At 65.8% G+C, this 25,013-nt stretch carries 20 protein-coding genes; 15 read left to right on the top strand and 5 right to left on the bottom strand.

Translation table 11 applies throughout. The annotated features are described in order from the left end of the window. Nucleotides 1-520: 520 nt before the first annotated feature. Both AC1PME_RS10370 and AC1PME_RS10365 read right to left on the bottom strand, forming a co-directional pair. A complete protein-coding gene (locus tag AC1PME_RS10370) occupies nucleotides 521-1,792 on the bottom strand; it encodes a nucleotidyltransferase family protein (protein ID WP_481095831.1) in 1,272 nt (423 codons plus the stop codon). Continuing rightward, entirely contained in the window at nucleotides 1,789-3,300 is a 1,512-nt protein-coding gene (locus AC1PME_RS10365; RefSeq protein ID WP_481095830.1) for a B12-binding domain-containing radical SAM protein, read from the bottom strand. The genes AC1PME_RS10370 and AC1PME_RS10365 overlap by 4 nt, the downstream gene beginning before the upstream one ends. Nucleotides 3,301-3,485: 185 nt before the next feature. Between AC1PME_RS10365 and AC1PME_RS10360 the strand changes: the two genes are divergently transcribed. The 3 genes from AC1PME_RS10360 to AC1PME_RS10350 all read left to right on the top strand — a co-directional run bounded on the left by AC1PME_RS10360 (nucleotide 3,486) and on the right by AC1PME_RS10350 (nucleotide 7,279). Beyond that, the gene (locus AC1PME_RS10360; RefSeq protein ID WP_481095829.1) at nucleotides 3,486-4,547 is read left to right on the top strand and encodes a phosphoenolpyruvate carboxykinase (ATP); all 1,062 of its coding nucleotides are present in this window, start codon (nucleotides 3,486-3,488) and stop codon (nucleotides 4,545-4,547) included. Between the two features lie 99 nt (nucleotides 4,548-4,646). Further along, on the top strand, nucleotides 4,647-6,374 hold the full coding sequence (locus AC1PME_RS10355; protein ID WP_481095828.1) for an ATP-binding cassette domain-containing protein: 1,728 nt from the start codon (nucleotides 4,647-4,649) through the stop codon (nucleotides 6,372-6,374). 206 nt (nucleotides 6,375-6,580) lie between these two features. Next, nucleotides 6,581-7,279 carry a TraX family protein gene (locus tag AC1PME_RS10350; RefSeq protein ID WP_481098099.1) on the top strand — a complete coding sequence of 233 codons (699 nt, stop codon included), beginning with the start codon at nucleotides 6,581-6,583 and terminating at the stop codon, nucleotides 7,277-7,279. A 193-nt stretch (nucleotides 7,280-7,472) separates the two neighbouring features. Here AC1PME_RS10350 and AC1PME_RS10345 read toward each other — a convergent pair whose 3' ends face one another. The 3 genes from AC1PME_RS10345 to AC1PME_RS10335 form a co-directional block, all read right to left on the bottom strand. Continuing rightward, nucleotides 7,473-7,754: a hypothetical protein gene (locus AC1PME_RS10345; protein ID WP_481095827.1), complete on the bottom strand. Its 282-nt coding sequence runs from the start codon at nucleotides 7,752-7,754 to the stop codon at nucleotides 7,473-7,475. A gap of 284 nt (nucleotides 7,755-8,038) precedes the next feature. Further along, nucleotides 8,039-9,319: a phospholipase D-like domain-containing protein gene (locus tag AC1PME_RS10340; protein ID WP_481095826.1), complete on the bottom strand. Its 1,281-nt coding sequence runs from the start codon at nucleotides 9,317-9,319 to the stop codon at nucleotides 8,039-8,041. A gap of 379 nt (nucleotides 9,320-9,698) precedes the next feature. Then, complete coding sequence (locus AC1PME_RS10335; RefSeq protein ID WP_254457963.1) at nucleotides 9,699-9,929, bottom strand: hypothetical protein; 231 nt, start codon at nucleotides 9,927-9,929, stop codon at nucleotides 9,699-9,701. Nucleotides 9,930-10,084: 155 nt separating this feature from the next. Between AC1PME_RS10335 and AC1PME_RS10330 the strand changes: the two genes are divergently transcribed. The 12 genes from AC1PME_RS10330 (at nucleotide 10,085) to AC1PME_RS10275 (ending at nucleotide 25,011) form a co-directional block, all read left to right on the top strand. Next, on the top strand, nucleotides 10,085-10,627 hold the full coding sequence (locus AC1PME_RS10330; protein WP_481095825.1) for a ZrgA family zinc uptake protein: 543 nt from the start codon (nucleotides 10,085-10,087) through the stop codon (nucleotides 10,625-10,627). Further along, nucleotides 10,624-11,337 carry an ABC transporter ATP-binding protein gene (locus tag AC1PME_RS10325; protein WP_307550419.1) on the top strand — a complete coding sequence of 238 codons (714 nt, stop codon included), beginning with the start codon at nucleotides 10,624-10,626 and terminating at the stop codon, nucleotides 11,335-11,337. Before AC1PME_RS10330 ends, AC1PME_RS10325 begins: the two co-directional genes overlap by 4 nt. A gap of 2 nt (nucleotides 11,338-11,339) precedes the next feature. After that, nucleotides 11,340-12,593: an ABC transporter permease gene (locus AC1PME_RS10320; RefSeq protein ID WP_481098098.1), complete on the top strand. Its 1,254-nt coding sequence runs from the start codon at nucleotides 11,340-11,342 to the stop codon at nucleotides 12,591-12,593. Between the two features lie 2 nt (nucleotides 12,594-12,595). Then, entirely contained in the window at nucleotides 12,596-13,189 is a 594-nt protein-coding gene (locus AC1PME_RS10315; RefSeq protein ID WP_481095824.1) for a DUF3299 domain-containing protein, read from the top strand. Beyond that, nucleotides 13,176-13,859, top strand: a complete 684-nt coding sequence (locus AC1PME_RS10310; RefSeq protein ID WP_481095823.1) for a DUF3299 domain-containing protein — start codon at nucleotides 13,176-13,178, stop codon at nucleotides 13,857-13,859. The genes AC1PME_RS10315 and AC1PME_RS10310 overlap by 14 nt, the downstream gene beginning before the upstream one ends. Before the next feature lie 39 nt (nucleotides 13,860-13,898). Further along, nucleotides 13,899-14,678, top strand: coding sequence for a hypothetical protein (locus tag AC1PME_RS10305; protein WP_481095822.1), 780 nt, complete (start codon nucleotides 13,899-13,901; stop codon nucleotides 14,676-14,678). A 95-nt stretch (nucleotides 14,679-14,773) separates the two neighbouring features. Next, nucleotides 14,774-15,286, top strand: a complete 513-nt coding sequence (locus AC1PME_RS10300; protein WP_481095821.1) for a hypothetical protein — start codon at nucleotides 14,774-14,776, stop codon at nucleotides 15,284-15,286. Between the two features lie 247 nt (nucleotides 15,287-15,533). After that, nucleotides 15,534-16,514, top strand: coding sequence for a hypothetical protein (locus tag AC1PME_RS10295; RefSeq protein WP_481095820.1), 981 nt, complete (start codon nucleotides 15,534-15,536; stop codon nucleotides 16,512-16,514). 540 nt (nucleotides 16,515-17,054) lie between these two features. After that, nucleotides 17,055-18,179 carry a metallophosphoesterase family protein gene (locus AC1PME_RS10290; RefSeq protein WP_481095819.1) on the top strand — a complete coding sequence of 375 codons (1,125 nt, stop codon included), beginning with the start codon at nucleotides 17,055-17,057 and terminating at the stop codon, nucleotides 18,177-18,179. Further along, nucleotides 18,176-20,806: an AAA family ATPase gene (locus AC1PME_RS10285; protein ID WP_481095818.1), complete on the top strand. Its 2,631-nt coding sequence runs from the start codon at nucleotides 18,176-18,178 to the stop codon at nucleotides 20,804-20,806. The genes AC1PME_RS10290 and AC1PME_RS10285 overlap by 4 nt, the downstream gene beginning before the upstream one ends. A gap of 93 nt (nucleotides 20,807-20,899) precedes the next feature. Next, nucleotides 20,900-23,167: an AAA family ATPase gene (locus tag AC1PME_RS10280; protein WP_481095817.1), complete on the top strand. Its 2,268-nt coding sequence runs from the start codon at nucleotides 20,900-20,902 to the stop codon at nucleotides 23,165-23,167. After that, nucleotides 23,164-25,011, top strand: coding sequence for a UvrD-helicase domain-containing protein (locus AC1PME_RS10275; protein WP_481098040.1), 1,848 nt, complete (start codon nucleotides 23,164-23,166; stop codon nucleotides 25,009-25,011). The genes AC1PME_RS10280 and AC1PME_RS10275 overlap by 4 nt, the downstream gene beginning before the upstream one ends. Nucleotides 25,012-25,013 lie beyond the last annotated feature (2 nt).

The raw sequence follows: 25,013 nt of genomic DNA, 5'->3' as shown, positions 1-25,013 counted from the left end.
CCAAACAGCGGCAGCGTCGCGTTTGTCTGCCGCTGTCAGCGGTTCTCCAAGCGCTCGCTCTGGTCGCGGCAAGGCCAGAGGCGTCGATCGGTGTTCGCATACCTGCGCATTCGCCACGCACAACGTCGTCCCGTCGTTCCGCAGGAGCGGCTTCAGCCGCGACGAGGCGTTCCTGGTGAAGCCAGTCGCGGCTGAAGCCGCTCCTACGGTTGCTGCCGCGCACATCGACGGCTGCCAGTGGCTTGACTGGCCGCGGTGCAGCGTTTCCGACCGCAAGCGGCAGTTTCGGAAATGGCGTGTCGCGGTTGAAAGGGACCTCGAATCACCTGCGTTCGCCACGCATGACACTGTCCCGTAGGAGTGGCTTCAGCCGCGACAGCCTTGCCGGGAAAGCCTGCTCGCTGCTGATCCCACATCGGGACAAGAACCTGCTCCGCGTGTGCCTCTTGTCGTTTTTGAAACTCCCCGAAGCCGCTCCTGCAACCAGGCCGATCACCACCGCTGTGCCGAAAGGCGCACGTCAGTCCGACGGCGGCGCATAGCCCTGCAGCGCGGTGCGCACCGCATACAGCGTGTCCATTCTTGGCACCGGGTGCAGCAGCCGTTGCAGCACGCGACGGTGCTGCGGCAGGCGCACCCAGTCCTGGCCCTGCAGCCACAGTTGCGTGCGGATCATCTCGGCCCGTTCCTGCCGGCTTTCCGCCGACGGATGCAGGCGCTGGCGCAGAGCATCCAGCACCTCGCGGCCCGAACGCGCCCATTCGATGCCCGGCAATGCCGGCAGCCACAGCTGCGAGCACGACGCCGCGGTCAGGTCCAGCCCGCGCGCGCGCAGCCGCAGCAGCGGCGGGCACTGCGCACGCAATTGCGCGAGTACCGCCGGCGGAATCGCCGCGCGGTAGTAGCGCAGCATCAGCCGCAGCGGCGGCCACGCCCACCAAGCATCGGCGCCGGTCACGACCTGCCAGTCGCTGGCGCGCATGCGCAGGGCGAGCAGGGCCAGGTCGTGCAGGTGCATCAGCCGCAGGCTGCGGCTGCATAGCCCGCCGGCCGCGTGCAACAGCAGGTGGCGCATCAGCGCACCGTTGCTCGGGTAGGGATTCAGGCCGGGCATGCTGTCGTGCGTCAAGATCCGCTCACCGAGATCGACCGTGCGCAGCGGCAGGCGCTCCTGGAGGCGCACGTGCAGTTCGATGTTGATCGGCGTGTCGCGGTGCTCGCCCAGCGCCGGCACGGCCTGCGCCTGCGCCGGGCGGAAGGTCTGGTGCTTCCACTGCGCGAACTCGGCCACGTAGCCCAGCGCGCCGAGCAGCGTCGCGGCGCGCTCGGCCTCCTCCGGGCGCACCAGCAGGTCGATGTCGGCCATCGGTCGGTCGCCCGGCCGATACAGGCCTTGCGCATGCAGCGCCGCGCCTTTCAGCGGCACGATCGCCAGGCCGGCGGTCCGCGCCAGGGCGTCGATCCGCTGCAGCAACGCGGCGATGCGCTGATAGCGATGCGCCACATGTTCGCGCTGTGCGTCCAGGAACGCGCGCCAGCAGGGGTCCGGCCACTGCGAGCGCTGGCTCAACAGCGGCGCCACACCGTGCGCGACCGCCACCGCCGCGGCCAACTGCCAGTGCAGGGCGCTCCAGTCCGGCATCGGCGCACCGGGGCGCGCCAGTTCGTGCGCCAGGGTTTCGGTGGTCAGGCGCAGGCCGCGGCCGATGCGCCGCAGCGGTAGCTGCGCAGGCGCCTGTGCCGATGCCGGCAGATCGACCGTGGCGGCTGGAGACGATGGCGTCGCGTTCATGAGCGCTGCACCAGGAGTGGGATGCGGCGGCTGCCGCCAGCGGCGACCGCCTTGGCTGCCGGCGCTGGCGGCGCGTCGGTCCGATGCTGCGCCTCGCGCGCGATCAGCGCCGCCCAGTCGGCTTCCAGTACCGCCCAGTCCCGCGCATGCGCCTCGGCAGAGCGCGCAGCCTCGCGGCATTGCAGCTCCACCTGCCGGTGCAGCAGGTCGCGCACCTGGCGGTAGAACGCCGAGTCGTAGGCGCCGCGGAACATCATCGCCAGGTCGTCGCTGTCCTGCCAATGCGTCTTGCGCCCGAGCTGGTCCTTGACCTGCTGGTAGAACACGGTGCCGGGCAGGGGATAGGACACGCTGACGCCGATGTCGTCCGGCCGCGCCTGCGCCAGCAGCCGGCGCGTGGCGAGGATGTCGTCCAGCTGTTCGTCCAGGTAGCCCAACTGCAGGAAGAAGCCGACGCGGATGCCCTGCGCGCCCAGGCGCCGGCGCGCGGCGATCACGTCGTCCACGTCGGTGCCCTTGGTCATCTTGTCGAGGATGCGCTGGCTGCCGCTCTCCGCGCCGATCCAGGCCTCGCGGCACCCGGCCCGCGCCAGGGCCATGGCCATGCGTTCGCTGCACAGGTCGGCGCGGGTCTGGATGGTGAAGGGCACCGAGCCGTCGGCGGCGGCCAGCGCGTCGGCGAAGTCCTCCACCCAGTCGACGTGGAAGCCGAAGATGTCGTCGGCCATCCACACATGGTCGGGCGCGACGCCACGCTTGAGTTGGGTCATTTCCGCGGCCACGTCCTGTGCCTCGCGGCGTTTGTAGTGATTGCCCCAGATCGGCTTGGCGCACCAGTTGCAGCGGAACGGGCAGCCGCGCGAGGCGGCCATGTTCAGGCTGAAATGGCCGTGCCGCTGCTGCCAGAACGCACGGTAACGCGCGATGTCCAGCAAGTCCCAGGCCGCCGTCAGCGACAGCCGCGGATCCGGCGGCCGCGCGCCGATCTGCGCGCGTTTGAGTTGCGGCAGCACCGCGCTGGCGACCTCGGTCAGGCCGGCTACCCAGCGCGCCGGGGCGATGTCCGGTTGCGCCTGCAGGCGCACCACCAGCTCCAGCAAGGCCGCGATGCCTTCGCCGATCAGCACCGCGTCGGCACCGGCGGCGAGGAACGCCTCCGGATGGTCCGACGCGTCGGAGCCGGCGACGATCACCCGGCTGCCGCCGGCGCGCGCCTCGGCGATCATCCGGCACGCGGCATCGCGCATCCGGCTCAGGCACATCTTGGTGAGGAAGTTGAAGTTGTCCTCGTAGAACACCACCAGGTCCGGCCGCTGCGCGTGGACCGCACTGCCATAGTCCTCCACGCCCTCGGCCAGCATCGCGTCGAACAGCGTCACCATGTGCCCGTGCTGGCGCAGCAGCGCCGCCACCTGCAGCGTGGCCAGCGGCGGATACGGCTTGCCGCGTTCCCACTGCTTCGGGTCGTAGCGCAGGAAGTAGGAATGGCTGACCTGGATCTTGAGCATCGGCGGAAGGTCTCGTTCGGCGCCGCGGGGGAGGGGGCGCATGCAGCGGTGGCCGCGCGCAGGTGGCCGTGGCGGTAGGTGCCGGGGCTGCGCCGTTTGGTTGCGCGCCGCGCCGGCGCCGCCGGCGCAACCTTTGGCCGCGGCAGGCGCACCCACGCTGCATTCCCTCAAGCGACTGTTCTCCAATGCAGCGATCGACTTTGCGGGCCCTGGACGTGGAGGCGAGCGACCACGCCGCGCCTGCCGTCGCCGTCGGCGGCGCCTGCGATCCGTTCCATACCCGGCTGCGGCGCCCGCACACGCTCAGCAAGCAACTGCTCGGTGGCCGTTTCCACTTCGAGAGCAACAGTCCGGCGCTGCTGGCGTTGGTGGAAGCGGCATTCGGCGCGGTGCCAGCGCATCGCCTGCCGGAAAGCGCCGCGTTCCGCATCGAACTGACCCTGGTGGACCGCGCCGATGCGCCGTACGCACTGGCGCTGGAGCCGCCCCCGGTGCAGACCCATTCCGGCGCCGGCGTGCTGAGCGGGGTGATCGACGCGCACAACTACGTGGTGCTGGTGCCCGAACAGGGCAGGGCGCTGGTGATGGTGTCCGAAGACATGCTCGCCCACGCCTATCACGTGCGTTACGAACTGATCGAGTTCGCGGTGTTCGTGCTCGCCGCGCGGCGCATGGGCCTGGTGCCGCTGCACGGCGCCTGCGTCGGCCGCGACGGCCGCGGCGTGCTGCTGCTCGGCGGCAGCGGCGCCGGCAAGTCCACCCTGGCCCTGCACAGCCTGCTGCGCGAGCTGGAGTTCCTCGCCGAGGACGCGCTGTTCGTCGCGCCGCAGTCCCTGCTCGCCACCGGCATCGGCAACTTTCTGCACCTGCGGCCGGAATTGTTGCGATGGCTCGACCCGCAGACCCGCGGCTGGATCGCTGCGGCGCCGATCATTCGCCGCCGTAGCGGCGTGCGCAAGCACGAAGTGGACATCCGCCAGGGCGATGGCCGCCTGGCGCAGGCGCCGTTGCAGCTGGTCGCGGCGGTATTCGTCTCGGCCACGGTGGCGGCCGATCCGCAGCGGCTGCTGCGGCCGGTCGCCAATGCGGAGGTGGCGGCGCGCCTGGCCGCGGACCAGCCTTACGCCGCGGGCCAGCCGCAGTGGCCGCTGTTCGTACGCCAGTTGCAGCGGCTGGGCGTGTACGAACTACAGCGCGGCACACATCCGGAGGCCTCGGTCGATGCGCTGCAGACGCTGCTGGCCTGAGTCGCCGCGTCGCGCGACGATGCCGGCAATGAGGGGCGCTGGCGCGCGTGCGCATTGGTTGCGCACGGCATCGATGGTCCGCCGCGCGGACGCTCGCCGATGAGTGCGCGTCCGGATCCGGCCTCGCACTTGCTGCGCGCCTTCATTGCCGTGCTCGGCCGCGGCGAGCGCCTGCGCATCGCCTGCTATGTGCTGCTGTCGCTGCTCGGCGCGGTGGCCGGTGCCGTCGCCGCGGTCGCGCTGGTGCCGCTGGTGCAACCCGGCCATGTGCTGACCCTGGCCGGTCACGCCTTGCCGTTGCCGCATGGTTTCTTCGCGCAGACCCTGCTGTTCGTCGCCGCCAGCGGCGGCTTCGCCCTGCTGCGCTGGTGGGGCACGCGACTGGCCGCGGACCTGGCCAGCCGCCATGCGCTGGACCTGCGCCGGCAGGTGCATGCGCGGCTGCTGCAGGCGCCGCTGCCGGCCCTGGCCGATGCCAGTTCGGCGGAGATCGCCAACCTGCTCACCTACAACGTCGAGATCGCGGTGCAGGGCTTCAGCGCGCTGCTGCAGCTGCTGGTGGCGGCGATCACCGCGGCGGTGAGCCTGGCCGCGGCGTTCCTGGTCTCGCCGATGCTGGTGCTGGCGCTGCCGCCGCTACTGGCGCTGGGCCTGCTGGCCTTCCGCATCGCCGGCCACGAACAGGCCCGGGTCAGCCGCCAGTACGTCGCCGACATGACCCGGCTGTTCTGGCTCAGCGAGGACTTTCCGCGGCGCCTGCGCCACGTGCGTTCGTTCGCGCGCGAGGCACGCGAGCAGGAGGCCTACGAGGCGATCGCCGGCCGGCTCGCCTACGGCTACGCGCGGCAGCAGGCGCTGGTCGCCTCCGGCCGCCTGCTGCTGGAACTGGCGGCCGTGGCCGCCATCGCCGCGATCATGCTGCTGGCCGGGGTGTGGCATGGCATCGACCGCGGCGCACTCATCACCGTCGGCCTGCTGCTCGGGCGACTGCTGCCGTACCTGGTCTCGACCCGGCAGAGCGTGCAGCAGCTGCGCTCGGCCGCGCCGGCACTGGCGCTGTGGCAACGCTATGTCGCGCTGGGCACGGCATCGCCTGACGCGCCGACCACGGTGGCGGCGCCGGCGGCTGCAGAAACAGACACAAGGTTGCCGTCGGCGGCGCCGATCGAAATCGAACGCATCGGCCTGGCGCCGCCGCTGGCTGCAGTCGCCTTGCGCGACCTGGTCCTGGCGCCGGGCACCCTGACCCTGATCAGCGGCCCGTCCGGGGTCGGCAAGAGCAGCCTGATGGATGCCCTGGCCGGCATGGTCGCGCCACCGCAGTTCGCCGCCCACTGCGACGGTCGCGCGCTCGACTTCGCCGGCTATCGCGCCGCACTGCAGCCCTTGGCCTATGTCGCCCAGGGCGTGCGGCCCTGGCACCACAGCGTGCGGCAGTGCCTGGCCTGGGCGGCGCCGGCCGCGAGCGAGGCGGCGATGTGGGAGGCCTTGCGCGACGTCGGCCTGGCGGCGCGTCTGCACGGCGACACCGGCCTGGACACCGCCGCGCACGGCGCCGGCGCGCGCCTGTCCGGCGGCGAACTGCAGCGGCTGCTGCTGGCCCAGGTGCTGCTGCGGCAACCGCGCGTGGCGCTGCTGGATGAAGCCACCAGCGCGCTCGACGCCAGCGCCGAGCAGCAGGTCTTGGGCACGCTGCGGCGCCGGCTGCCGCATACCGCCCTGGTGGCGGTCTCGCATCGTCTCGGCCTGTCCGCCATCGCCGACCAGTGCGTGATGGTGCAGCGGGCAACCGTGGCGCCGTTGCTGCTGGCGGACCGCGCGTCCTGAGCGCGTCGGCAACGGCCCGCGCGGCCCGTGCCGGCGCGGATGGCCACGCTCCTTTCGCCATGTGCACGTCCGATTCGCTAAAGTGCGCCGCTTGGTTCGCAGCGCATCGACGCCCTGCGCCCGATCCGGCGCGGGGCAGGGCGCCAGTCGCGGGCGATGGCAGCAGGCGCAGCGCGATCGCCAGGAGCCAGCCTCGGATCGACATGATGACCAGCGGTGCCCGTGAACTGTTGAAGTGGATCGCCCTGGTCCTGATGACCGGCGACCATGTCGCCAAGGTGTTCTTCGGCGGTTATGTGCCGGTCGTGTCCGAACTCGGCCGCATCGCCTTTCCCGTGTTCGCCATCGTCCTGGCCTACAACCTCGCGCAGCCCGGCGTGGACGCACTCAAATCGTTCCGCCGGCTGCTGCTGTGGGGCATCCTGGCGCAACCCGCGTATGGCCTGGCCTTCGGCTTCTGGTTTCCGTTCAACATCCTGCTGAGCTTCGCCCTGGCCAGCGTTGCCATCTGGAGCATCCAGCATCGGCAGTGGGTGCTGCTGGGCATGTGCAGCGTCGTCGCGCCGCTGCTGGTGGATTACCAATGGTCCGGCCTGGCGCTGGTGCTGTCGGCCTGGTGGCTGTTTCGCGCAGCGGTCGAAGCGCGGGGCGGCGCATCCGCGGCGATCGTGCCCGGCGCAGTGGGGGCGTGGCACGGACGCGGCCTGCGACTGATCCTGGTCGCGGCCGGCTTCGGCCTGTTGTGCTGGTACAACCGCAACGGCTGGGCGCTGCTGGCGATTCCGCTGCTGGCAGTGCTGGCGCCGCGCAACGTCCAGGTCCCGCGGATGCGTTGGGTGTTCTACGGGTATTACCTCGGACATCTGACGCTAATCGCAGTCCTGGTGAGAGTATTGGCGGCGTAGTGCATGCGGAGGCGGCGAGGCCTCCCAGGCTTTCTCGATTGACGCAGGCCACGCCGCCAAGACCGTCGCTCTACCCGGGCCCGGCCGCCCCACCCAGACGCACGGGCGTTCGCTAACCGCATGAAGCAAAGCCCCGCAAGCGGGGCCTTGTCCGGATGGACGCGATGTCACGCGTAAGCCACGCCGGTCGCACTCACCCCTTCGGGAGATCGCACTTCATCTTTCCATCCACGTAATAGGGCTTGGGAACGTCCGGATTCTGGCTGGTCTTCTCGAACACCACCTCGAACGAGTTGGAATCCGGCGTGCCCTTGCGCGACGTGCAGGCGTCCTGCAACTTCTTCTTGACCGCCGCGATACCCGCTTCGCGGTTGGCGCCATCGGCGCTGTTGGTCAGATTGGCGACCTCGGCGAAGGCCGGCGAGGCGAGGCCCAGCAGGCTTCCAGCGAGCAAGAATGCGTGCAGCGTCTTCATGGCGTCTCCTTGTTTTTGATGTCCGTACGCAGTTGGAGGAGCACTTCTCCGCACCGATGGCATCGCCTGGCGCAGCGGGCGCCTTCCAGCGCGAGGCCAGGATAGGGAGCAGCGGTTAAGGCTTCGTCGGGATGGCCGCGGCACCAGAGGGCAACACCGTCCGACAGAGCACCGAAGCGCTTCGGTGCGCAGCTTCACACGCCGGCCGATGACGTGATGAAACACGCACCGGCCCGCCATCTGCTCGACCCTGAAGACGCAAGCCTCCAGCGCGACAGCACACGCTATTCGGTCCGCGGCGCCTCGTAGTTCTGGCCAGGCTGCAGCGTCGTCACGTAGGGGCCGTTCCAGTCGCGGTCGAAGATGCGCGTCAGCGTGTCGGCCGGGCCCTTGCCCTTGACGAACACCGAGGCGTCCACCGCGGTGTTGAAGTAGCTCCATTCCCAGTTGCCGGTGCCGATGACGCTGCTGCGGTCGTCGGCCACCGCATACTTGGCATGCTCGACCCGCGCATACGGGATGAAACCCTGCGGCGCCGGCGGCAGGCGGCTGAACTTCACCGTGATGTTGGGCAGCGCGGCCAGGCTCTTCAGATACGCCTGCATCGGTTCGCGCAGCGCCCAGTCGGCGACAATGATGTGCACCTGCACGCCGCGTGCGGCGGCATCGCGGATGGCGCTGTCGACCGGCGTCCACCAGCCCTTGGGCCCGAAGCTGCGGATCGCCGAGAGCGTCATCACCTGGATGCGCAGCGCCTGCTGGCTGGAGCGGATCATGTCGACCAGCGCAGGCTCCTCGGCAGTCACCCAGGCCGGCTGCAGCGCCGGCGGGCTGAAGGCGGGGAAGGCGATCAGCGGCGCGGCGCTGCCGGCATCCAGCAGCACCGGATCGGTGGCGGTGGCCGGGGCGAAGTCCGGCGGCTGCACGCCGCGTGCCTGCGCCTTGGCCAGATTGCCTTCGTCGGCCAGGCGCCAGCTGTAGTCGAAACTGGCGGCGAAGGTCTTGGCGAACCGTGCGTCGTCGATGCGCGCGCCGATCTCGTGGATCTGCTCCAGCGCCCGCCAGTCCCAGTTCTGGCTGCCGACGAACACGCTGGCGTCGTCGACGATCATGTACTTGGCGTGCAGCACGCCGCCGGTCAGCGTATCGACCGGCAGCACCCGCACGGTGATGCCGGGCACCTTGCCCAGCCAGGCGACGCTGTCCGGGTTTTTCGCGAGGAACGTATGGTCGACCAGCAGGTGCACCGCCACGCCGGCGCGGGCGCGTGCGGCCAGCGCGTCGAGGACCGGAGTCAGGCCGGTGCCGGGCTTCTCGGAGATGTAGAACGCGGCGATGTCGATGCGCTGCCTGGCGCCATTGATCATGGCCAGCCAGGTCGGCTGGGTGCGCGGCACCCCGGGCTCTCCATAGACGCTGGCCTCGGGCACGCTCTCGACGATCTGGAACTGCGAGGGCTGTGGCCGGGCCTCAAGCCCGGTCGCTGCCGAGAGCAGCAGGCAAGCCAGCGTGGCGGACAAGACGCGACGCGCGCGATGCGCACTGGCGAGGGAAGAAAGACGCACGTTGAGGGTCCTTGCGGAAGCTGGGAAGTGGATGCCGGACGGCTGTGCGCGTGCATGCTACCGGCAGCAGCCGTGGCTGGGCAGCCCGCGGCTGTCGCGTACCTGTCATAGAGAGGCGCGTGCAGCGAACGTGATCCGGACGGGAAGGCCAGGGCCGTGCGCGCCGACAGCGCGCCAGGGTTCGGGATGCCGCCGGTGCGCGTCAGTCGCAGCGGCCGCCACTGGCCTGATGACCTTGGGCGAGCAGGGGATCAGGACATCGCCTCCCATCCGTACGAGCACGCCGCGGCCAGCGCCACTTGCGGTGCGGCCTTCGGCAGCAGACAGCCGCCGACGTTGCACCCCACACCCAACCACCGCGGCAGCCGAGGATGACGGCTCAGCCGCGACCGTCGGCGAATGCCGCCTGCGCCTGCGCGAACCACAGCAGCACCTGCTGGCGATGCGGCTCGCCCCAGCAGCGGACGAACTGCTGGGTGTGATGGTCGGTGGGGTCGTTCAGCGCGGCGATGCGCTGCGCGATATAGGCCGGGTCGAGGCGCAAGCCGCAGTCGACCTCGATGCAGTGGCGCCAGGCGGTGTAGCTGTCGGGAATGATGGAAGACACCATGGAAGTCCTTGAAGTTCGGCGCCCATCGCGGCGCCTGCCCGCCGTGCGACGGACTTCTGTCGTGGTCGCAGGCGAACCGCGGCTGACTGACGGCAGCGGCCGGCTTGCATCCATGCGATTATTCACTAATGTTATAGTGTAACTCAACCGATGCAATGCATATGCGACCTGGCATTTCCCTGATCCTGTTGCTTCTTTTCGCCAGCTCGCCCGCCACCGCCGCGGTCCGCCACCACGGCCCGCACGTGCACGGCCAGGCCAACCTGGAGGTCGCCGTGGATGGCCCGGCGGTGGAGGTTCAACTCAGCGCGCCGGGCATCGGCATCCTCGATTTCGAACATCCCGTGCGCGACGCCGGCGAGCGCCGGCGCCTGGACGCCGCGGTCGCCACCCTGCGCGGTGCCGGCTGGTTGCAGTTCCCGGTCGCTGCGGCCTGTTCGCTGCGCAGCGCGCAGGTCACCACCGAGGGCTACGCCGTGGCGATGGCCGATCCGGACGAACCCGGCCACAGCCATGCCGAGTTCCACGCCCGATACGCGTTCCACTGCGCGCAGCCGGCACGGCTCGACCACCTGCAGGTGCTGCTGCCGCAGCGTTTCCCCGGGCTGCACACGGTGCTGGTGGACGTCGCCACCGCGGCCGGCCAGGGCCGCACCGAGGTGGTGCCCGGGCAGACCCGGGTGAAGCTGCCGGAATGAGCCAGCAGCACGTCGTCGAACTGACCGAGGTGCGCTTCGGCTACGCCGGTGCCGCCGCGCCGGTGCTGGACATCGCCGCGTTCGCGCTGCCGCGTGGGCAGCAGGTGCTGCTGCGTGGCGCCAGCGGATCGGGCAAGAGCACCTTGCTGGCGCTGATCGCCGGCGTGCTGCAACCCACTGCCGGTTGCGTGCGCGTGGCCGGGCAGGACCTGGCGGCCTTGCGCAAGGCCGCGCGCGACCGTTTCCGCGCCGACCACTGCGGCGTGGTCTTCCAGCAGTTCAACCTGCTGCCGTTCCTCAGCACCCGCGACAACATCGCACTGGGCCTGCAGTTCTCCGCGCGCCGCGGCCGGCTGGGGCCGGGCACGCGGGCGCTGGACGCGGAGATCGAGCGGCTGATGGTCGCACTGGGCCTGGACGTGGCGGCGCTGTGGTCGCGACCGGCCGCACGCCTGAGCGTCGGCCAGCAACAGCGCGTGGCCGCCGCACGCGCATTGATCGCGCGCCCGCCGCTGCTGCTGGCCGACGAGCCCACCTCCGCCCTCGACCCGGTCGCGGCGCAGGCGTTCCTGCAATTGTTGTTCGCCGAGTGCCGGCAGGGCGGCACCAGTTCGATCGTGGTCAGCCACGATCCGTCGATCGCACCGCTGTTCGACGCCCAGGTCGACCTGACCACGCTCAACCGGGCCAGCGCCGGAGGCGTGCGATGACCCTGTTGAAGCTGGCCCTGGCCAGCCTGCGCAGCCGGCGCCTGGGGGTGGCCTTGACCGTGCTGGTGATCACCCTGAGCGTGACCCTGCTGTTGGGCGTGGAGCGGATCCGCACGCAGGCGCACGAGGGTTTCGCCAGCACCGTGTCGGGCACCGACCTGATCGTCGGCGCGCGCTCGGGCCCGGTGAACCTGTTGCTGTATTCGGTGTTCCACATCGGCGACGCCACCAACAACGTGTCGTGGAAGAGCTACCAGGACCTGAGCACGATGCCTGACGTGAAGTGGGCGGTGCCGCTGTCGCTGGGAGATTCCTATCGTGGCTATCGGGTGGTCGGCACCAGCACCGGATTCTTCGAGCACTATCACTACGGCGCAAAGCATCCCCTGGCATTCGCGCAGGGCAGGGCGTTCGACGACCTCTACGATGCGGTGATCGGCGCCGACGTCGCCGCCGCGCTCGGCCGCCACCTCGGCGACGAGATCGTGCTGACCCATGGCACCGGACGGATCAGCCTGGCCACCCATGCCGACAAGCCGTTCCGGATCGTCGGCATCCTGCGCCGCACCGGCACGCCGGTGGATTCCAGCGTGCTGGTGTCGCTGCAGGCGATCGAGGCGATCCATGTCGACTGGCGTTCCGGCGTGCGCCTGCCGGGCCACCACGTCAGCGCCGCGCAGGCGCGGGCGATGGACCTGACCCCGGACACCATCACCGCCTTCATGCTCGGCCTGAAGACCCGCATCGCCACCTTCTCGGTACAGCGGCGCATCAACGAGTATCCGGAGGAAGCGATGCTGGCGATCATGCCGGGCGTCACCCTGCAACAGCTGTGGGGCACGCTGGGCACCGCCGAAGGCGCCCTGCGCATGATCGCCTCGCTGGTGGTGCTGCTCGGCCTGGTGTCGATGGTCGCGCTGCTGGTGGCCACGCTGCAGGAGCGCCGGCGCGAGATGGCGATCCTGCGTGCGGTCGGCGCGCGGCCACGCGACATCGCCTGGCTGCTGCTGTTCGAGGCTGGCCTGGTCACCGTGGTGTCGTGCGCGCTGGCGCTGCTGGTGGTGACCGCGGCCAGCTGGCTGGCGCGCGGCTGGGTGCTCGATCATTTCGGCCTGGCGATCAACCGCATCGCGCCCAGCGCGACCGAGTGGGGCTGGCTCGGCTGCGTGCTGCTGGCCGGCGTGCTCGCCGGCATCGTGCCGGCCTTGCTGGCCTATCGCCGCACCTTGGCCGATGGCCTGTCGCCGGAGCTGTGAGCATGGGCCGCTGGATACTTCCCTTGCTGGCGCTCACCGTGGTGTGCGGCTGCGGCCGGCAACAATCCGTGGCCCCGAAACAGCCGCAGCAGACCGCGGCGGCGCAGCCGGCACCGATCGCCGAGGCGGCGATCTACCCGCCGCTGGGCGAGCCCGATGCAGACGGCTATCGCGAACTGGACTGGAGCGCGATGCTGCCGCCGGCCGAACTGAAGGCGCTGGAAAACAATGAGGAACCGCCGGTCGACCACACGGGCAAGCGTGCGATGCCGCAGACCGGCACCTACAACACCGTGGCCGCCGTGCTGGCGCGCAAGGTGCGCCTGCCGGGCTACGTGGTGCCGCTGGACAGCGACGACGCCGGCCGCGTGCGCGAGTTCCTGTTCGTGCCGTACTACGGCGCCTGCATCCACGTGCCGCCACCGCCGCCGAACCAGATCGTGCATGTGCGCCTGGACAGCCCGATCGACCCGCCCGACATGTACAGCCCGTTCTATCTGACCGGCCAACTGCGCGCCGAGACCCTGCACGGCGAACTCGCGGGCACCGCTTACACGATGGAGCAGGCCCGCCTGCATCCCTATGAAAAAGGCTGACCGCCATCTCCCGCTGGCCGCGGTGCTTTGCCTGCTCGTGGCCTGCCACGGCGACGGCGACGGCGACGGCGGGCAGCACGGCACCACGTCGGCACCAGCGCCGGCGGCCACGCAGGCGACCACGCAGGCGACCACACGCGCGACCACAGCAGCCGACGGTGTCCCGGACATCGTCGAACGCTGGGAACAACTGGCACCGGCCAACGACATCTACCAACGCCCGCCGCCGCGGATCAGTGCGGCGTGGCGCGGTGACGCCGCGGTGATGGATCAGGCGGCGCCCGTCGACGATGGCCCCTCGGTGGTCAACGGCATGCCGATCGACCATTCCGGCACCCGGCGCGCCGCGCAGTTCGGCTCGTCGCAAGTGGTGAAAGGGCTGGAAGGCAAGCGCTTCGCCCTGGACGGCTACGTGGTGCCGCTGGAAAGCGACGACCAGGGCAAGGTCAGCGAACTGCTGTTCGTGCCGTTCTATGGCGCCTGCATCCACGTGCCGCCGCCGCCACCGAACCAGATCCTGCACGTGGTGCTGCGCACGCCGATCGACGTGCCGGAGCTATGGGATCCGTTCCACCTGCAGGGGCGGCTGCATCTGGCTACCTTCAAGGGCGACATCGCCAATGCCACCTATGAGGCAGAGGACGCGTCGATCACCCCGGTGCAGGGCTGAGTGCGCAACTCCCTACGCTTGAAGCCGCCTAGCTTGCGGGTGACCGTGCTCGCCGTATGCGCGATCGTCCTCGGCGGAGGCGGCATCCTGCTGATGGTGCATGCGCACCGGCAGGCGGCCCCCACGCAGCGCACTGCGACCACCGCGGCCCGGCCCGCGATGGCTCCCGCGTTCCATGTCACATCGCTGCCCGACGATGCGGCCGGCAAGCGCATCACTGCGCTGCTGCACAGCGACCCCGCATTCGCGCGCGATGCCGCGTTCCTGATCGCGGCCAGCGTGCGCGAACGCTGCGCACCAGCGCATGCCGGCGAGCTGGCGAAGATGGCCAACCGCGCGCGCCTGCCGGTGCTTGCCGCGACATCCGACGTGACGACACGCGAACCCGACCTGGACCAGCCGATCTACCAGGCGATCCAGCGCATCGCCGCCGCCGCGCCATGCGGCCGCGCGCTCGACCTGACAGCGACCGGCCTGCCGTTGCAACTGGACCCGGAACGCTACGCAGCAGCGTTCCCCGACAGCTACTACCAGCCGACGCTGGACAGCGTGCCGCACGAATACGCCGGCCAGCCGCTGGGTACCCGTGCCGCGCAGGAATGCCAGTCGATCGCCTACGCCGTGCTGCCGCTGGGCCGGGACGGCTGGCAGTGCAGGGCGCTGTGGTCCGGCATGCGCCCGCGGATCGTCAGGGCCTGCGAGCAGGCCCGCAGCGAAGGCGGGCAGGGGGCGGGTGAAGCGATTCCGCCGGAGGTTGCGAATCGGCTGACGCCGGTGGTGGCTGGCATGTTGGAGAAATTGCCTCAATACTGCCGGTAAGGATACTGCCCTTTGTGGCTTTGCTTCAGTTGCGGGATGAGTGAGCAATGATGAGAAACGCGCAGCTAAACCGGATCCCTAGCATTGAGCTGCAGTTGCTCAAGTGGATTGAACTGGTTGATGAGGGGAGTATTCCGGATTGTGTGAATCTACAGCGCGCTGGCACCCGACTCTGGATCAAGCGCGCCCGCCACCGCTTGCCCGGCTTTGGCGATGATGTGAGGGTGCTCACCTTGAGCAACGTCCAAGTCAATCGCCGATCAAAAGGAAAGGGCTGGTTTACCGGTTTTTTAGACTTGTGCGACACCTTGATGCCCTGGCCTGCTCTCTATGTGGAGTGCGTGCAGAATGAGCGCCTGGCCGACTTCCTAAGTCGACAAGGATTCATTGCACTGCAGTACGATAACTTCTATCGCGCATCCAAACGCTGGCGCGCAATCAATAGCTGGACTTCCGAAGATATCAGCGACGCGCAGCGCGCGGCCAATAGTGCTCATGTGCGTCCGCTTTTTGATGAACCTGCAGCGATCGCTGAGCTTGCTGGAATGCTCAACCTGCCTTTGGCCTCCAAGCGACTCCTAGGAAACTTGGATCAAGCGGCGGATTAGATCGATTTATCGGGGGTAGGGCAGGTCTGCTATCAGCCCAGCGCTGACAGGTCCGGTCGAGACCACGCTTCACTGAGGATCGGCTTTTCGGCTATTCCTACCCCACCGACACGTTTGTACGAGGTTGCTTGCTTTGATGCGGCCAAATACCGCCCCCCTTACGGCAACACACTGAGTAGCAGTTCAACAGATCAGCGGCTGAGCTAAGAATGTAGTTAAAATGGTAGCTGCACTCGGAGTAGGAACTATGGGATACGACCCTTTTGAAGACAGTGAGCTTGCGAATCTTCCGCCGGAGGCCTATGGCAATGTCTTCGATACAGACGGCCCATTTGATCCTGACAATAACTGGCTCAGAACCGCGGAGCGCGACGACCAGCTCACTGCGATGCGGGAGTGGTTTCTGGCTCGCTATTGCGACCCTACTCATGAGACACCCTACAATGGCCGGGAAGGGGGCTACTTGTTCATCAATGGCGGCCCCTATGACCCAGGGGATGAGATACCTGACCGTTTCTCCGGAATCGTGGATGAAGACCTGATTCAAGAGGTAGTTGATGAGTTGGTGGGCGAGCACGGTGACGCCTGGGCCCCCGTTAATCACGCTCCAGATGATGAATGGGATGAGCGTTTCGATTTCGATGTAAGTGCCCGTTCCGCACCGCTTGCTAGGCTCAGAGAGCGGCTCGCACAAGCTAAGAAGATACTTGGCTTGCAGGGCGATGCGGAAACCAAAGACCTGGCTATGAAGCTGGTCTTCAGTAATTCTATCGGTGTTTTGGAAGCGTTTCTTTACGAGACGGTCTACTACTGGGTCGACAACGATAAAGCGGTTCTGGAGAGCATAGTCAGGAAGCTGCCGGTCTTTCGAGACGAAAAAATCGCTTTGGGCGAGATGTTCGAGCGCCAAGAAGGGTTGGTGACCCATGTCAAAGGCCACCTGCAAAACATGGTCTGGCATCGCTGGGACAAAGTGGTGCCGTTCTTTAAGCTTGGACTGGAGATCAAGCTACCAAGTCTGAAGGCATTCGATGCACCACTTCAAAAGCGCCACGACATCGTTCACCGGGGCGGATACGACAAGGTAGGCGATTCCGTGCAGATTTTGCGTGAGGAGCTTGATGCGCTATTCGTAGCTATCGAAACGTTCGCTTTCGAGGTGGACAAGCTACTCATTGAGCGCGCTGAAAAAGTGGCTGTCGTAGATGGAGAGCTTCCCGACTTCTAGAAGCAGGCATCCTGATTCCTCGCGTCCGATTGATCAGCAGAACTAGGTTGATTGGCGGTGCTGGACCGATCTAAGATCAACCGCCACAGAGCTCATAAGGCAATACGCTAGCCGGTGAGGGTAGGAAACAGCACCCGCATGAGTAATCTGCATCCATCCAGACCTTGGCCTGTCGTAATGAGCGCGTAGTGGGGCTGGGCGATATCGGCCATTAACGATAGCCCGATGACACATGGAAGCGCTCGAAAGTAGCTTCGTATCTGTTCTGTGGCGTCCTGCAGTGCGCTGAGCTACGCTACGGCAAGCCTGACCCGGGCACAACAGGGCAGGGTGCAAGCGGGTCTATTGTTGCTGCCGCCTGTCGGCGGCGCGAACCTGGGCGGACAGAGGCCTACAGAACTCCCTTGCTGAGCAGCAGCAGGCCGACATGGTGTTTGCTGCACTGTGTGCCCGGTTGGCTACACTAGGGAGGAGAGCGGCGCGTGATCGGGGTAGCGCCGGCCAGTTTCCTGACGAACGGAACATCGAAGGGGAGGCACCATGATTTCTATCCTCCACACGGCCGACTGGCAGATCGGACGGGTGTTTTCGCAGTTTGAGCCCGATGATGCGGCCGCCTTGTTCGAGGCGCGCTTCCTGGCGGTGGAACGACTGGCGAGCATGGCGACCCAATATCATGTCGATGCCATCCTCGTCGCTGGTGACGTATTCGAAGCGCAGACGGTTACGGAGAAGACAATCCGTCGCCTGTTCAATGCGATGGCGGGCTTTATTGGACCTTGGGTACTGATCCCGGGCAACCACGATGCGGCGCTGACAGAATCGGTATGGACCCAGGCCCAGCGCCTACACGCGGTGCCCTCCAATGTCCTGCTATGCCTGGAACCCAAGCCGGTGGTGGTGGCGGAGAAATTCACCGTTTTGCCTGCGCCATTGACACAACGCAATACCTACAATGATCTGACCGACTGGTTTAGCACCGCCCCGAGGCAGGACGACTTACCGCGGATCGGCCTCGCGCACGGCTCCGTGCAGGGCATCCTCTCTGAGGACATCGACTCGGCGAATCCGATCGCCGCTGGCAGAGCCGAGGAGGCCGACTTGGCTTACCTGGCACTAGGCGATTGGCATGGGGCCAAGCGTATTGATGACAGGACCTGGTACGCCGGCACGCCGGAAGCCGATCGCTTCAAAGACAACGACTCAGGTCAGGTGTTGCTGGTGTCCCTTGCAGGCCAAGGGGCCCCTGCCACGGTCACACCGGTGCCGATCGGTAGGTATACCTGGCGCCAGATAGACTGGCACGCGGCGGTAGACGCGGAAATCGATGTACTGGTCGAAAAGCTTGAACGGATCGCAAGCGAAGACGTCCTCCAGGTCCGTGTCGCTGGCACCTGCAGCTTGACGGGGCATCGCAGGCTGGCCGATGCACTCGCTGCCGCGAGCGCAAGGGCCCGTGCAGTTGTCTGGGACACCTCAGGATTGCGGCTCGAACCGACTGAGGAAGACATGCAGGCGCTTCACGCCGATGGTTTCGTGGGTGAGGTGCTGCAAGAACTTCGCGCAGAGCAGACTGGTCAGGCCAGCGAACTAGCACGTGATGCCATCCTCGCCCTGGCCAGGATCCTGGACGGCCGCCGCCCTCGCGCAGGAGCCGGCGCATGAAACTCCATCGTCTTCGCATCGACGGCTTCAAGCGCTTCCGTGATCCCCTGGAGTTGGGCGATCTTGTAGAGGGCCTCAACTTATTCATTGCGCCTAATGAATCCGGAAAATCCACCGTTGCTGAAGCAATCCGCGCGGCTTTCTTCGAGCGACACAAGTCCAGTTCGGTCGTCGGACTGCGACCTTGGAATGACCCCTCGGCAACGCCCACGGTGGAGATTGACTTTGATATTGCCGGCAAGCCTGCCCGCCTGACCAAAGCATTTCTTGGCAAGAAGCGCTGCAACCTGGTCATCGACGGTCGGCAGCTCGACGGACTTGCGGCAGAAGACCATCTGGGCGGCCTGCTCGGCTTCAGCTTTGCCGGCAAAGGGGCCAGCACGCCCGAGCACATGGGCATTCCGGGCCTGCTTTGGATCAAGCAGGGTTCCTCGCATGACATTGCCAAACCGGTGGGATTTGCCAGCGATTACCTTCGCAATGCGTTAGGCGATGCGCTGGGAGAACTGGCCGCCAGCCAGGGCGACGAGATCATTCGCATTGTCGAGGAGGAACGCAACGAGCTGTTGACGCCGTCGACAGGTACCCCACGCGGAACGTACCAGGAAGCGCTCAAGCGCTCGTCGGCAATCGAGGGGGAACTGGCCATCTTGCAAGCGGACATCCAAGCCTATCGGGGCGGGGTTGATCGACTGGCAAGCCTTCGGCTCGCGCATGACCGAGAAGCGGCTGAGCGCCCTTGGCTTGTCCTGCAAACCCAACTTGCCCAAGCCCAGGCGCAGCTGGCCGATGCCCAAGGTCTAGCCCAACGAAAAGCAGCACAGGACCTCGTCCTCACCCAGGCGACAGCGCACGTCACCGCCCTGCGTGACCAGCTTCAGGCGATGGAGCGCGAACAGGACGCCCTCAGCGTACGCCAAGCGAACCTGAAGGCTACCGAAGACTTGCTGCAGCAAGCCCGAGGTCACCTACACGCCTGGGAGCCACGTCACGCTGCGGCCGTGGGAACCAGCCAACGGGCACGCGAACACCTGCGGCTGGCCCGCTTGGCCGCCGAGCGCCAGGGGCAGCAAAGAACTGTCACGGACCTGACCGCGCTTGTCGCCACCCTGCAACACAATCACCACGAAGCACAGATCCAGCAGAACAAACTGACCAACCTGCAGGCCGATGCGCTCGCGGTAGCCGTGCCGTCGGATCAGCTCGATCGACTGAGAGCGTGCTCGGAAGACCTTCGTACCGCGCAGGCCAGGCTGGACGCGATCTCGACCACCCTTGAGTTCGAGCTGGACGCCACCGCGAAGGTACAGGTTGGACAGGCGCCACTAAGCGATACCAAGCGCCTGGCCATCGAGACCCGCACCGATATAGACATCGACGGTGTCGGCCGGATCACGGTCGTGCCGGGCGGTGAAGACCTGGAGGTTCTCATTGCAGCACGTAATCGCCAACAGGATGAGCTGACCACGCTGCTCCAATCGATCGGGGTTGGCAGCCTGGCGGCGGCTGAAGAGCGTGCGCGACGCCATGTCCAGCGTGTGGCCGAGGCGGAAGCCTCCGCGGCGGTGCTGGCGGCCCATGCGCCCGAGGGACTCGCTGCATTGGCTGCGGAGTTGGCGGCGCAAACCGCCAAACTCGCCGATGCCCGGTCCGCCCTGGATACGTTGGCCGAAGACACTACCTCGTCGGCGCTCACGGTATCCCAAGCCGAGTCCGAAGACCTCGCCGCCCGCGACGCCTTGGAGGATGCTTCAACGGAGCTCAACGAGGCCAAGTTCGCCGTCGGCGAGGCAAGTGCGCAGGCTAAGGCAGCGGCAGAGGAACTCGCCGCTCTACAAACAACATTGGATGATCCCCTCAGGACTGCCAAGAAGACCGAAGTCAGTCAAGCGCTGACCGATGCGCGGGCACAACAGAGCACCGCCCAGAGCCAGGCTAGCGAGCTGGCCCAGCAACTGCAGACGATCAACCTACTAGTGCTGCAGCAGGATGTCGAGCGCCTGGATCGTAGCGCCAAGCAAACAGTGGCTGCGCACACTCAACGCAATACGGATATCACCCGCCTCGAAGCTGAGTTGGAAGCAAAGGGTGCGTTAGGCCAAGAGGAAGCCGCTGCAGAGAAGATGCGCGAGCTTGAACAGCTACGCCGGCGGTGTGAGGAGCTCGGGCGCCGCGCAAAGGCGCTCGATCACCTGCTCAAACTGCTCAGTGAGAAGCGATCTGCACTGGCGCGACGACTGCGTGCTCCGTTGCAGAAGCATCTCAATCACTATCTCCAGATACTATTTCCTGGCGCTCACGTCGAGGTCGGCGAAGACTTGTCTCCAGGGGCCGTCACCCGCATGGGCGCAAATGGTGCCGAAACTGGCAAATTCCTGGAGCTAAGTTTCGGGGCACGGGAACAACTGGGCGTGGTGGCCCGACTGGCCTATGCCGACTTGCTCAAGGAGGCGGGCAAACCCACGCTCATCATCCTTGACGATGCCCTGGTACACACCGACCAGGAGCGCCTCGGGCATATGAAGCGGGTTCTCTATGATGCGGCGAACCGTCATCAGATCCTGATCTTCAGCTGCCACGCCGAGGCCTGGCGAGACTTGGGCGTAGCCGCACGAAGCCTAGCTTAGCTGGACATCCAAACCCGGCCGCTGCCGCCACCTGCGTTGCACGTCAAGTGGCGGGGGCGCTGAGACAAGTGAGAATCCTGAAGGAGTAGGGACGTGCTGATAACGATGGTCGAGATTGGGGACTACCGGAAGCTGTTGGCCGCGCGCATTGCGTTCGCCCCCGATAAGACGGTGCTGGTGGGCGCCAACAATAGTGGCAAGACCTCCGCCATGACCGCGTTGCGTCGTTTCCTTGTCGATACGCGTGGGTTTTCCATCAACGATCTGTCGCTTGCGCATTGGCAGGCCCTGAATGCGCAAGGGGAGACTTGGGAGGCGGCGATAGCCGCGGACACAGAGTTGCCTGCGCCCGGCATTCTGGAGTTCCTGCCGCAGCTGGATGTGTGGCTCCAAGTCAAGAAGGGCGAGATGCATTATGTGCAGAAGCTGCTTCCTACGCTGGATTGGAAGACCGCCCCTCTTGGCGTTCGGTTTCGCTTTGAGCCCGAAGACGCCGTCAAGTTCCAGCAGGAGTACATCGCGGCGAGAAGGAAGGCGGCTGACATCACGGTCGCTGCAGCCCAAGCTGTCGAAGGGAAGGAAGATCCGCCCCAATTGGAGCTCTGGCCGCTCAATCTGATCGACTTTCTGGAGCGTCGCCTGCGGACCTTCTTTAAAGTGAAGGCATATTTGTTGGACCCGGCGAAAGTCGAGGAACCCACTGATGGCGTTGCCCGCATGCAGGCCCTGTCCGATGACGCCGAGCCCATTGAGGGCAATCCACTTGACGGCCTCATCCAGATCGATGAAATCAGCGCGCAGCGAGGTTTCGGGGCCACCAGTAACCGTACGCAGCGCGACGATGCAGGCGCAGATGCACGCAGTGCAGGTCGGCTCTCCACCCAGCTTCGCTCTTACTATGACAGGCACCTGGACTGGCGTGACACCCCGGAACTGACCGATATCAAGGCCATGGAGGCACTGGAGAAGGCGCGCAAGGCCTTCGATGACAGGCTATCGGAAGCTTTCGACAAAGCGCTGATCGAACTGCAGAAGCTTGGCTATCCGGGCATATCCGACCCGAAGCTGAAGATTGCTACCAAGCTCAAGCTGCAGGACGGCTTGAGCCATGAGTCCGCCATTCAGTACGAAATCCCCGCGGCGGCGGGTGAGCATATGCACCGCTTGCCGGAAGACTCCAACGGACTGGGTTACCAGAACTTGGTCTCAATGGTCTTCAACCTGATGAGCTATCGCGATGCATGGATGCGGGTGGGCAAAGCCGGAACAGGACACGATGTAAAGCCTACGCCGCCGCTGCACCTGATGTTGGTCGAAGAGCCCGAGGCGTATCTCCATGCCCAGGTACAACAGGTGTTCATCAGGCACGCCTATGACGTGCTACGCAATGATCCTGCCCTTGGAAAGTCGCTTGATTTCAGCACGCAACTTGTCGTGAGCACCCATTCCAGCCACATCGCCCATGCCTGCGATTTTGCGGCGCTTCGCTACTTCCGGCGGCTTCCCCCTTCCGAGGGGCGCAAGACCCCCACCGCCTGCGTGGTCAATCTCTCATCAGTCTTCGGCAAACCGGACCAGACGGAAAAGTTTGTGGCGCGCTACCTCAAGGCGACGCATTGCGACCTGTTCTTCGCCGACGCCGCTATTTTCATCGAAGGCAGCGCCGAGCGCATCCTTGTTCCCCATTTCGTCGAACAGGCCGATGTATTCGAGTATCTGCGGACCCGCTATATCACCTGGTTGGAGGTGGGCGGCAGCCATGCGCACCGGTTCAAGGGTCTGGTGGACACCCTGGGCCTGACGACATTGATCATCACCGACCTCGACGCGAAGGATCCGGCTTCCAACGAAGCCAAGACTCCGGCGCTAGGCAAGGGACTTGAAGCGCGCAATGAAACGCTGCGCTCTTGGGCACCCAAGCAGACCGATGTCGATGTCCTCATGAAGCTGGAGGAAAAGGAGAAAGCCATCGTTCATCCCAATGGCTATGCAGTGCGCTCCGCATATCAGACGGGAGAGAAACTGAAGCTCGGGGCAGTCGCTGTGGAGATCCACGCCAACACGTTCGAAGACGCCTTGCTCTACAGGAATTTTGATTTTTTCAAGACCCGCAAAGCCACTGGCCTGGCGGGCAAGTTCCGGGCCATCGCCGATGCCGCCCAAGACGGCAATCAGCTGACAGCCGATGTCGCCAAGGCGATCAAGGAAGGTGATAAGGCTGAGTTCGCCCTCGAGCTCTTGTTCAGCGACGACATTGAGCAACTCCAGGTGCCGGCCTATATCGAGCATGGATTGCTGTGGCTGGCCGAGCAGCTGAAGCGCAAGGAGGCCGATCTTGCTCCCAAGGCCGGTGCAGCATGACCAGTGAGGCCGCCGCAGTCCCCAACGATGAACTCGATCGTCATGTGGACGAGGAGATCAAACACTGCCTCGATCCCCAGGCTCCCAGAAGCTTCTTCCTGTTCGCCGGAGCTGGCTCGGGTAAGACTCGCTCGCTGGTGGGGGCCCTGGACTACCTCCGCGACACGGCCGGCGCACGCCTGAGAGTCCGTGGGCAGAAGGTCGCGGTCGTCACCTACACCAAGGCAGCGCGTGATGAAATTATCCGGCGCACGCAGTTTGATCCCATCATCGCCGTGTCCACGATCCACAGTTTTGCCTGGACCTTGATTGAAGGATTCAACCACGACATCCGGGAGTGGCTCCGGGTTTCACTCAAGGCCGACATTGAGGACCTGCAAGCCAAGGAAGCCAAGGGGCGCGCAGGCACGAAAGCTTCCGCGGAGCGGATCGCCGACATCGCGTCCAAGACACGACGACTAGCTCGACTCGACACGACCAAGACCTTCGTCTACAGCCCTGACGGTGACAACCGGGGCAGGGACTCGCTCAATCACGCCGAAGTGCTACATCTGGCGGGAGATTTCTTGAAGTCCAAGCCCGTGCTCCGGCACATCCTGCGCGATGGCTATCCCTACATACTGGTTGACGAAAGCCAAGATACAAACCGTCATATCGTGGAAGCCTTGTTCACCTTCCAGGCCGCGCACAAGGACGAAGTTGTGGTCGGCCTCTTCGGCGACATGATGCAGCGCATCTACGGCGATGGTCAGCCGGGCTTGGGCGAGAACCTGCCCGATGACTGGGCCACACCAACCAAGCGGCTGAACTTCCGGTGCCCGCGGCGAGTGATCGAGCTCATTAACAAGATCCGTGAGTCCACTGATCAGCAGACACAGATCCCCAGTAGCACCGCGATCGAAGGGCATGTACGGATGTATGTGCTTCCCTCCGAAGGGATCGATAAGATTGTCGCAGAGAAAGCCATCTGTGCTCACATGGCCGGTCTTACTGCCGATCGGGAGTGGCTGGATGAGGATGCGGTCAAAGTGCTCATCCTAGAGCATCGCATGGCGGCCCTTCGGATGGGGTTTGATGATTTGCTCGCAGCGCTCTATCCAGTAACACAGTTTCGGACGTCGTTGCTGGATGGCTCACTGCTTGCAGTCAACTTCTTCTCGAACCTGATCTTGCCGCTATGGGACGCCAAGGACGACAAGTTTGGCACCGCACGGATCATGCGGGCAGCTTCACCCTTGCTGAGCCCATCTGCGCTGAAGCAAGCTTCGGATCAGTTTGAGCAGTTGGGCAGGGCGCAGGCGGCCGTGGATGCGCTGGTTACACTACTCGATGGTAATCCGTCCGTGACGTTTGGTGAGGTCCTACATAACGTGGCCGAGACTGGCCTTTTCGCAATCCCCGACACGCTCAATGTTGCCTTGGCTGCCACTGCTGCTGAAGCGAGCGACGCTGAGGACGAGCAGGAGCGCAGCGATCGAGACAAGGCCATCGCCCAGTTTTTGGCGACCCCCTTTCTGCAGGTACGGGCCTACGCCAAGTACGTCAGCGGCAAGGCTCGTTTTGATACGCATCAGGGCGTGAAAGGACTCGAGTTCCCCCGCGTCATGGTCGTCATGGACGATCACGAGGCACGCGGCTTTCTATTCAAGTACGAGAAGCTTTTCGGGGGCGGCGCTGACGACGGTCAAACCGGGTCGACCCGTAGGTTGTTCTATGTTACCTGCAGCCGCGCGGAACGCTCACTTGCATTGGTCGCTTACGCCGCTAATCCGGCACGGATTGCGGATCAGCTCCTGGCCACGGGCTGGTTCAAGCCTGAAGAGGTTTTGATCGGCCCGTCATGAAC

This window comes from Xanthomonas sp. NCPPB 901 (assembly GCF_056725085.1).
The sequence above is the reverse complement of the archived record's forward strand: the minus strand, read 5'-3'. Positions and strand labels throughout refer to the sequence as shown.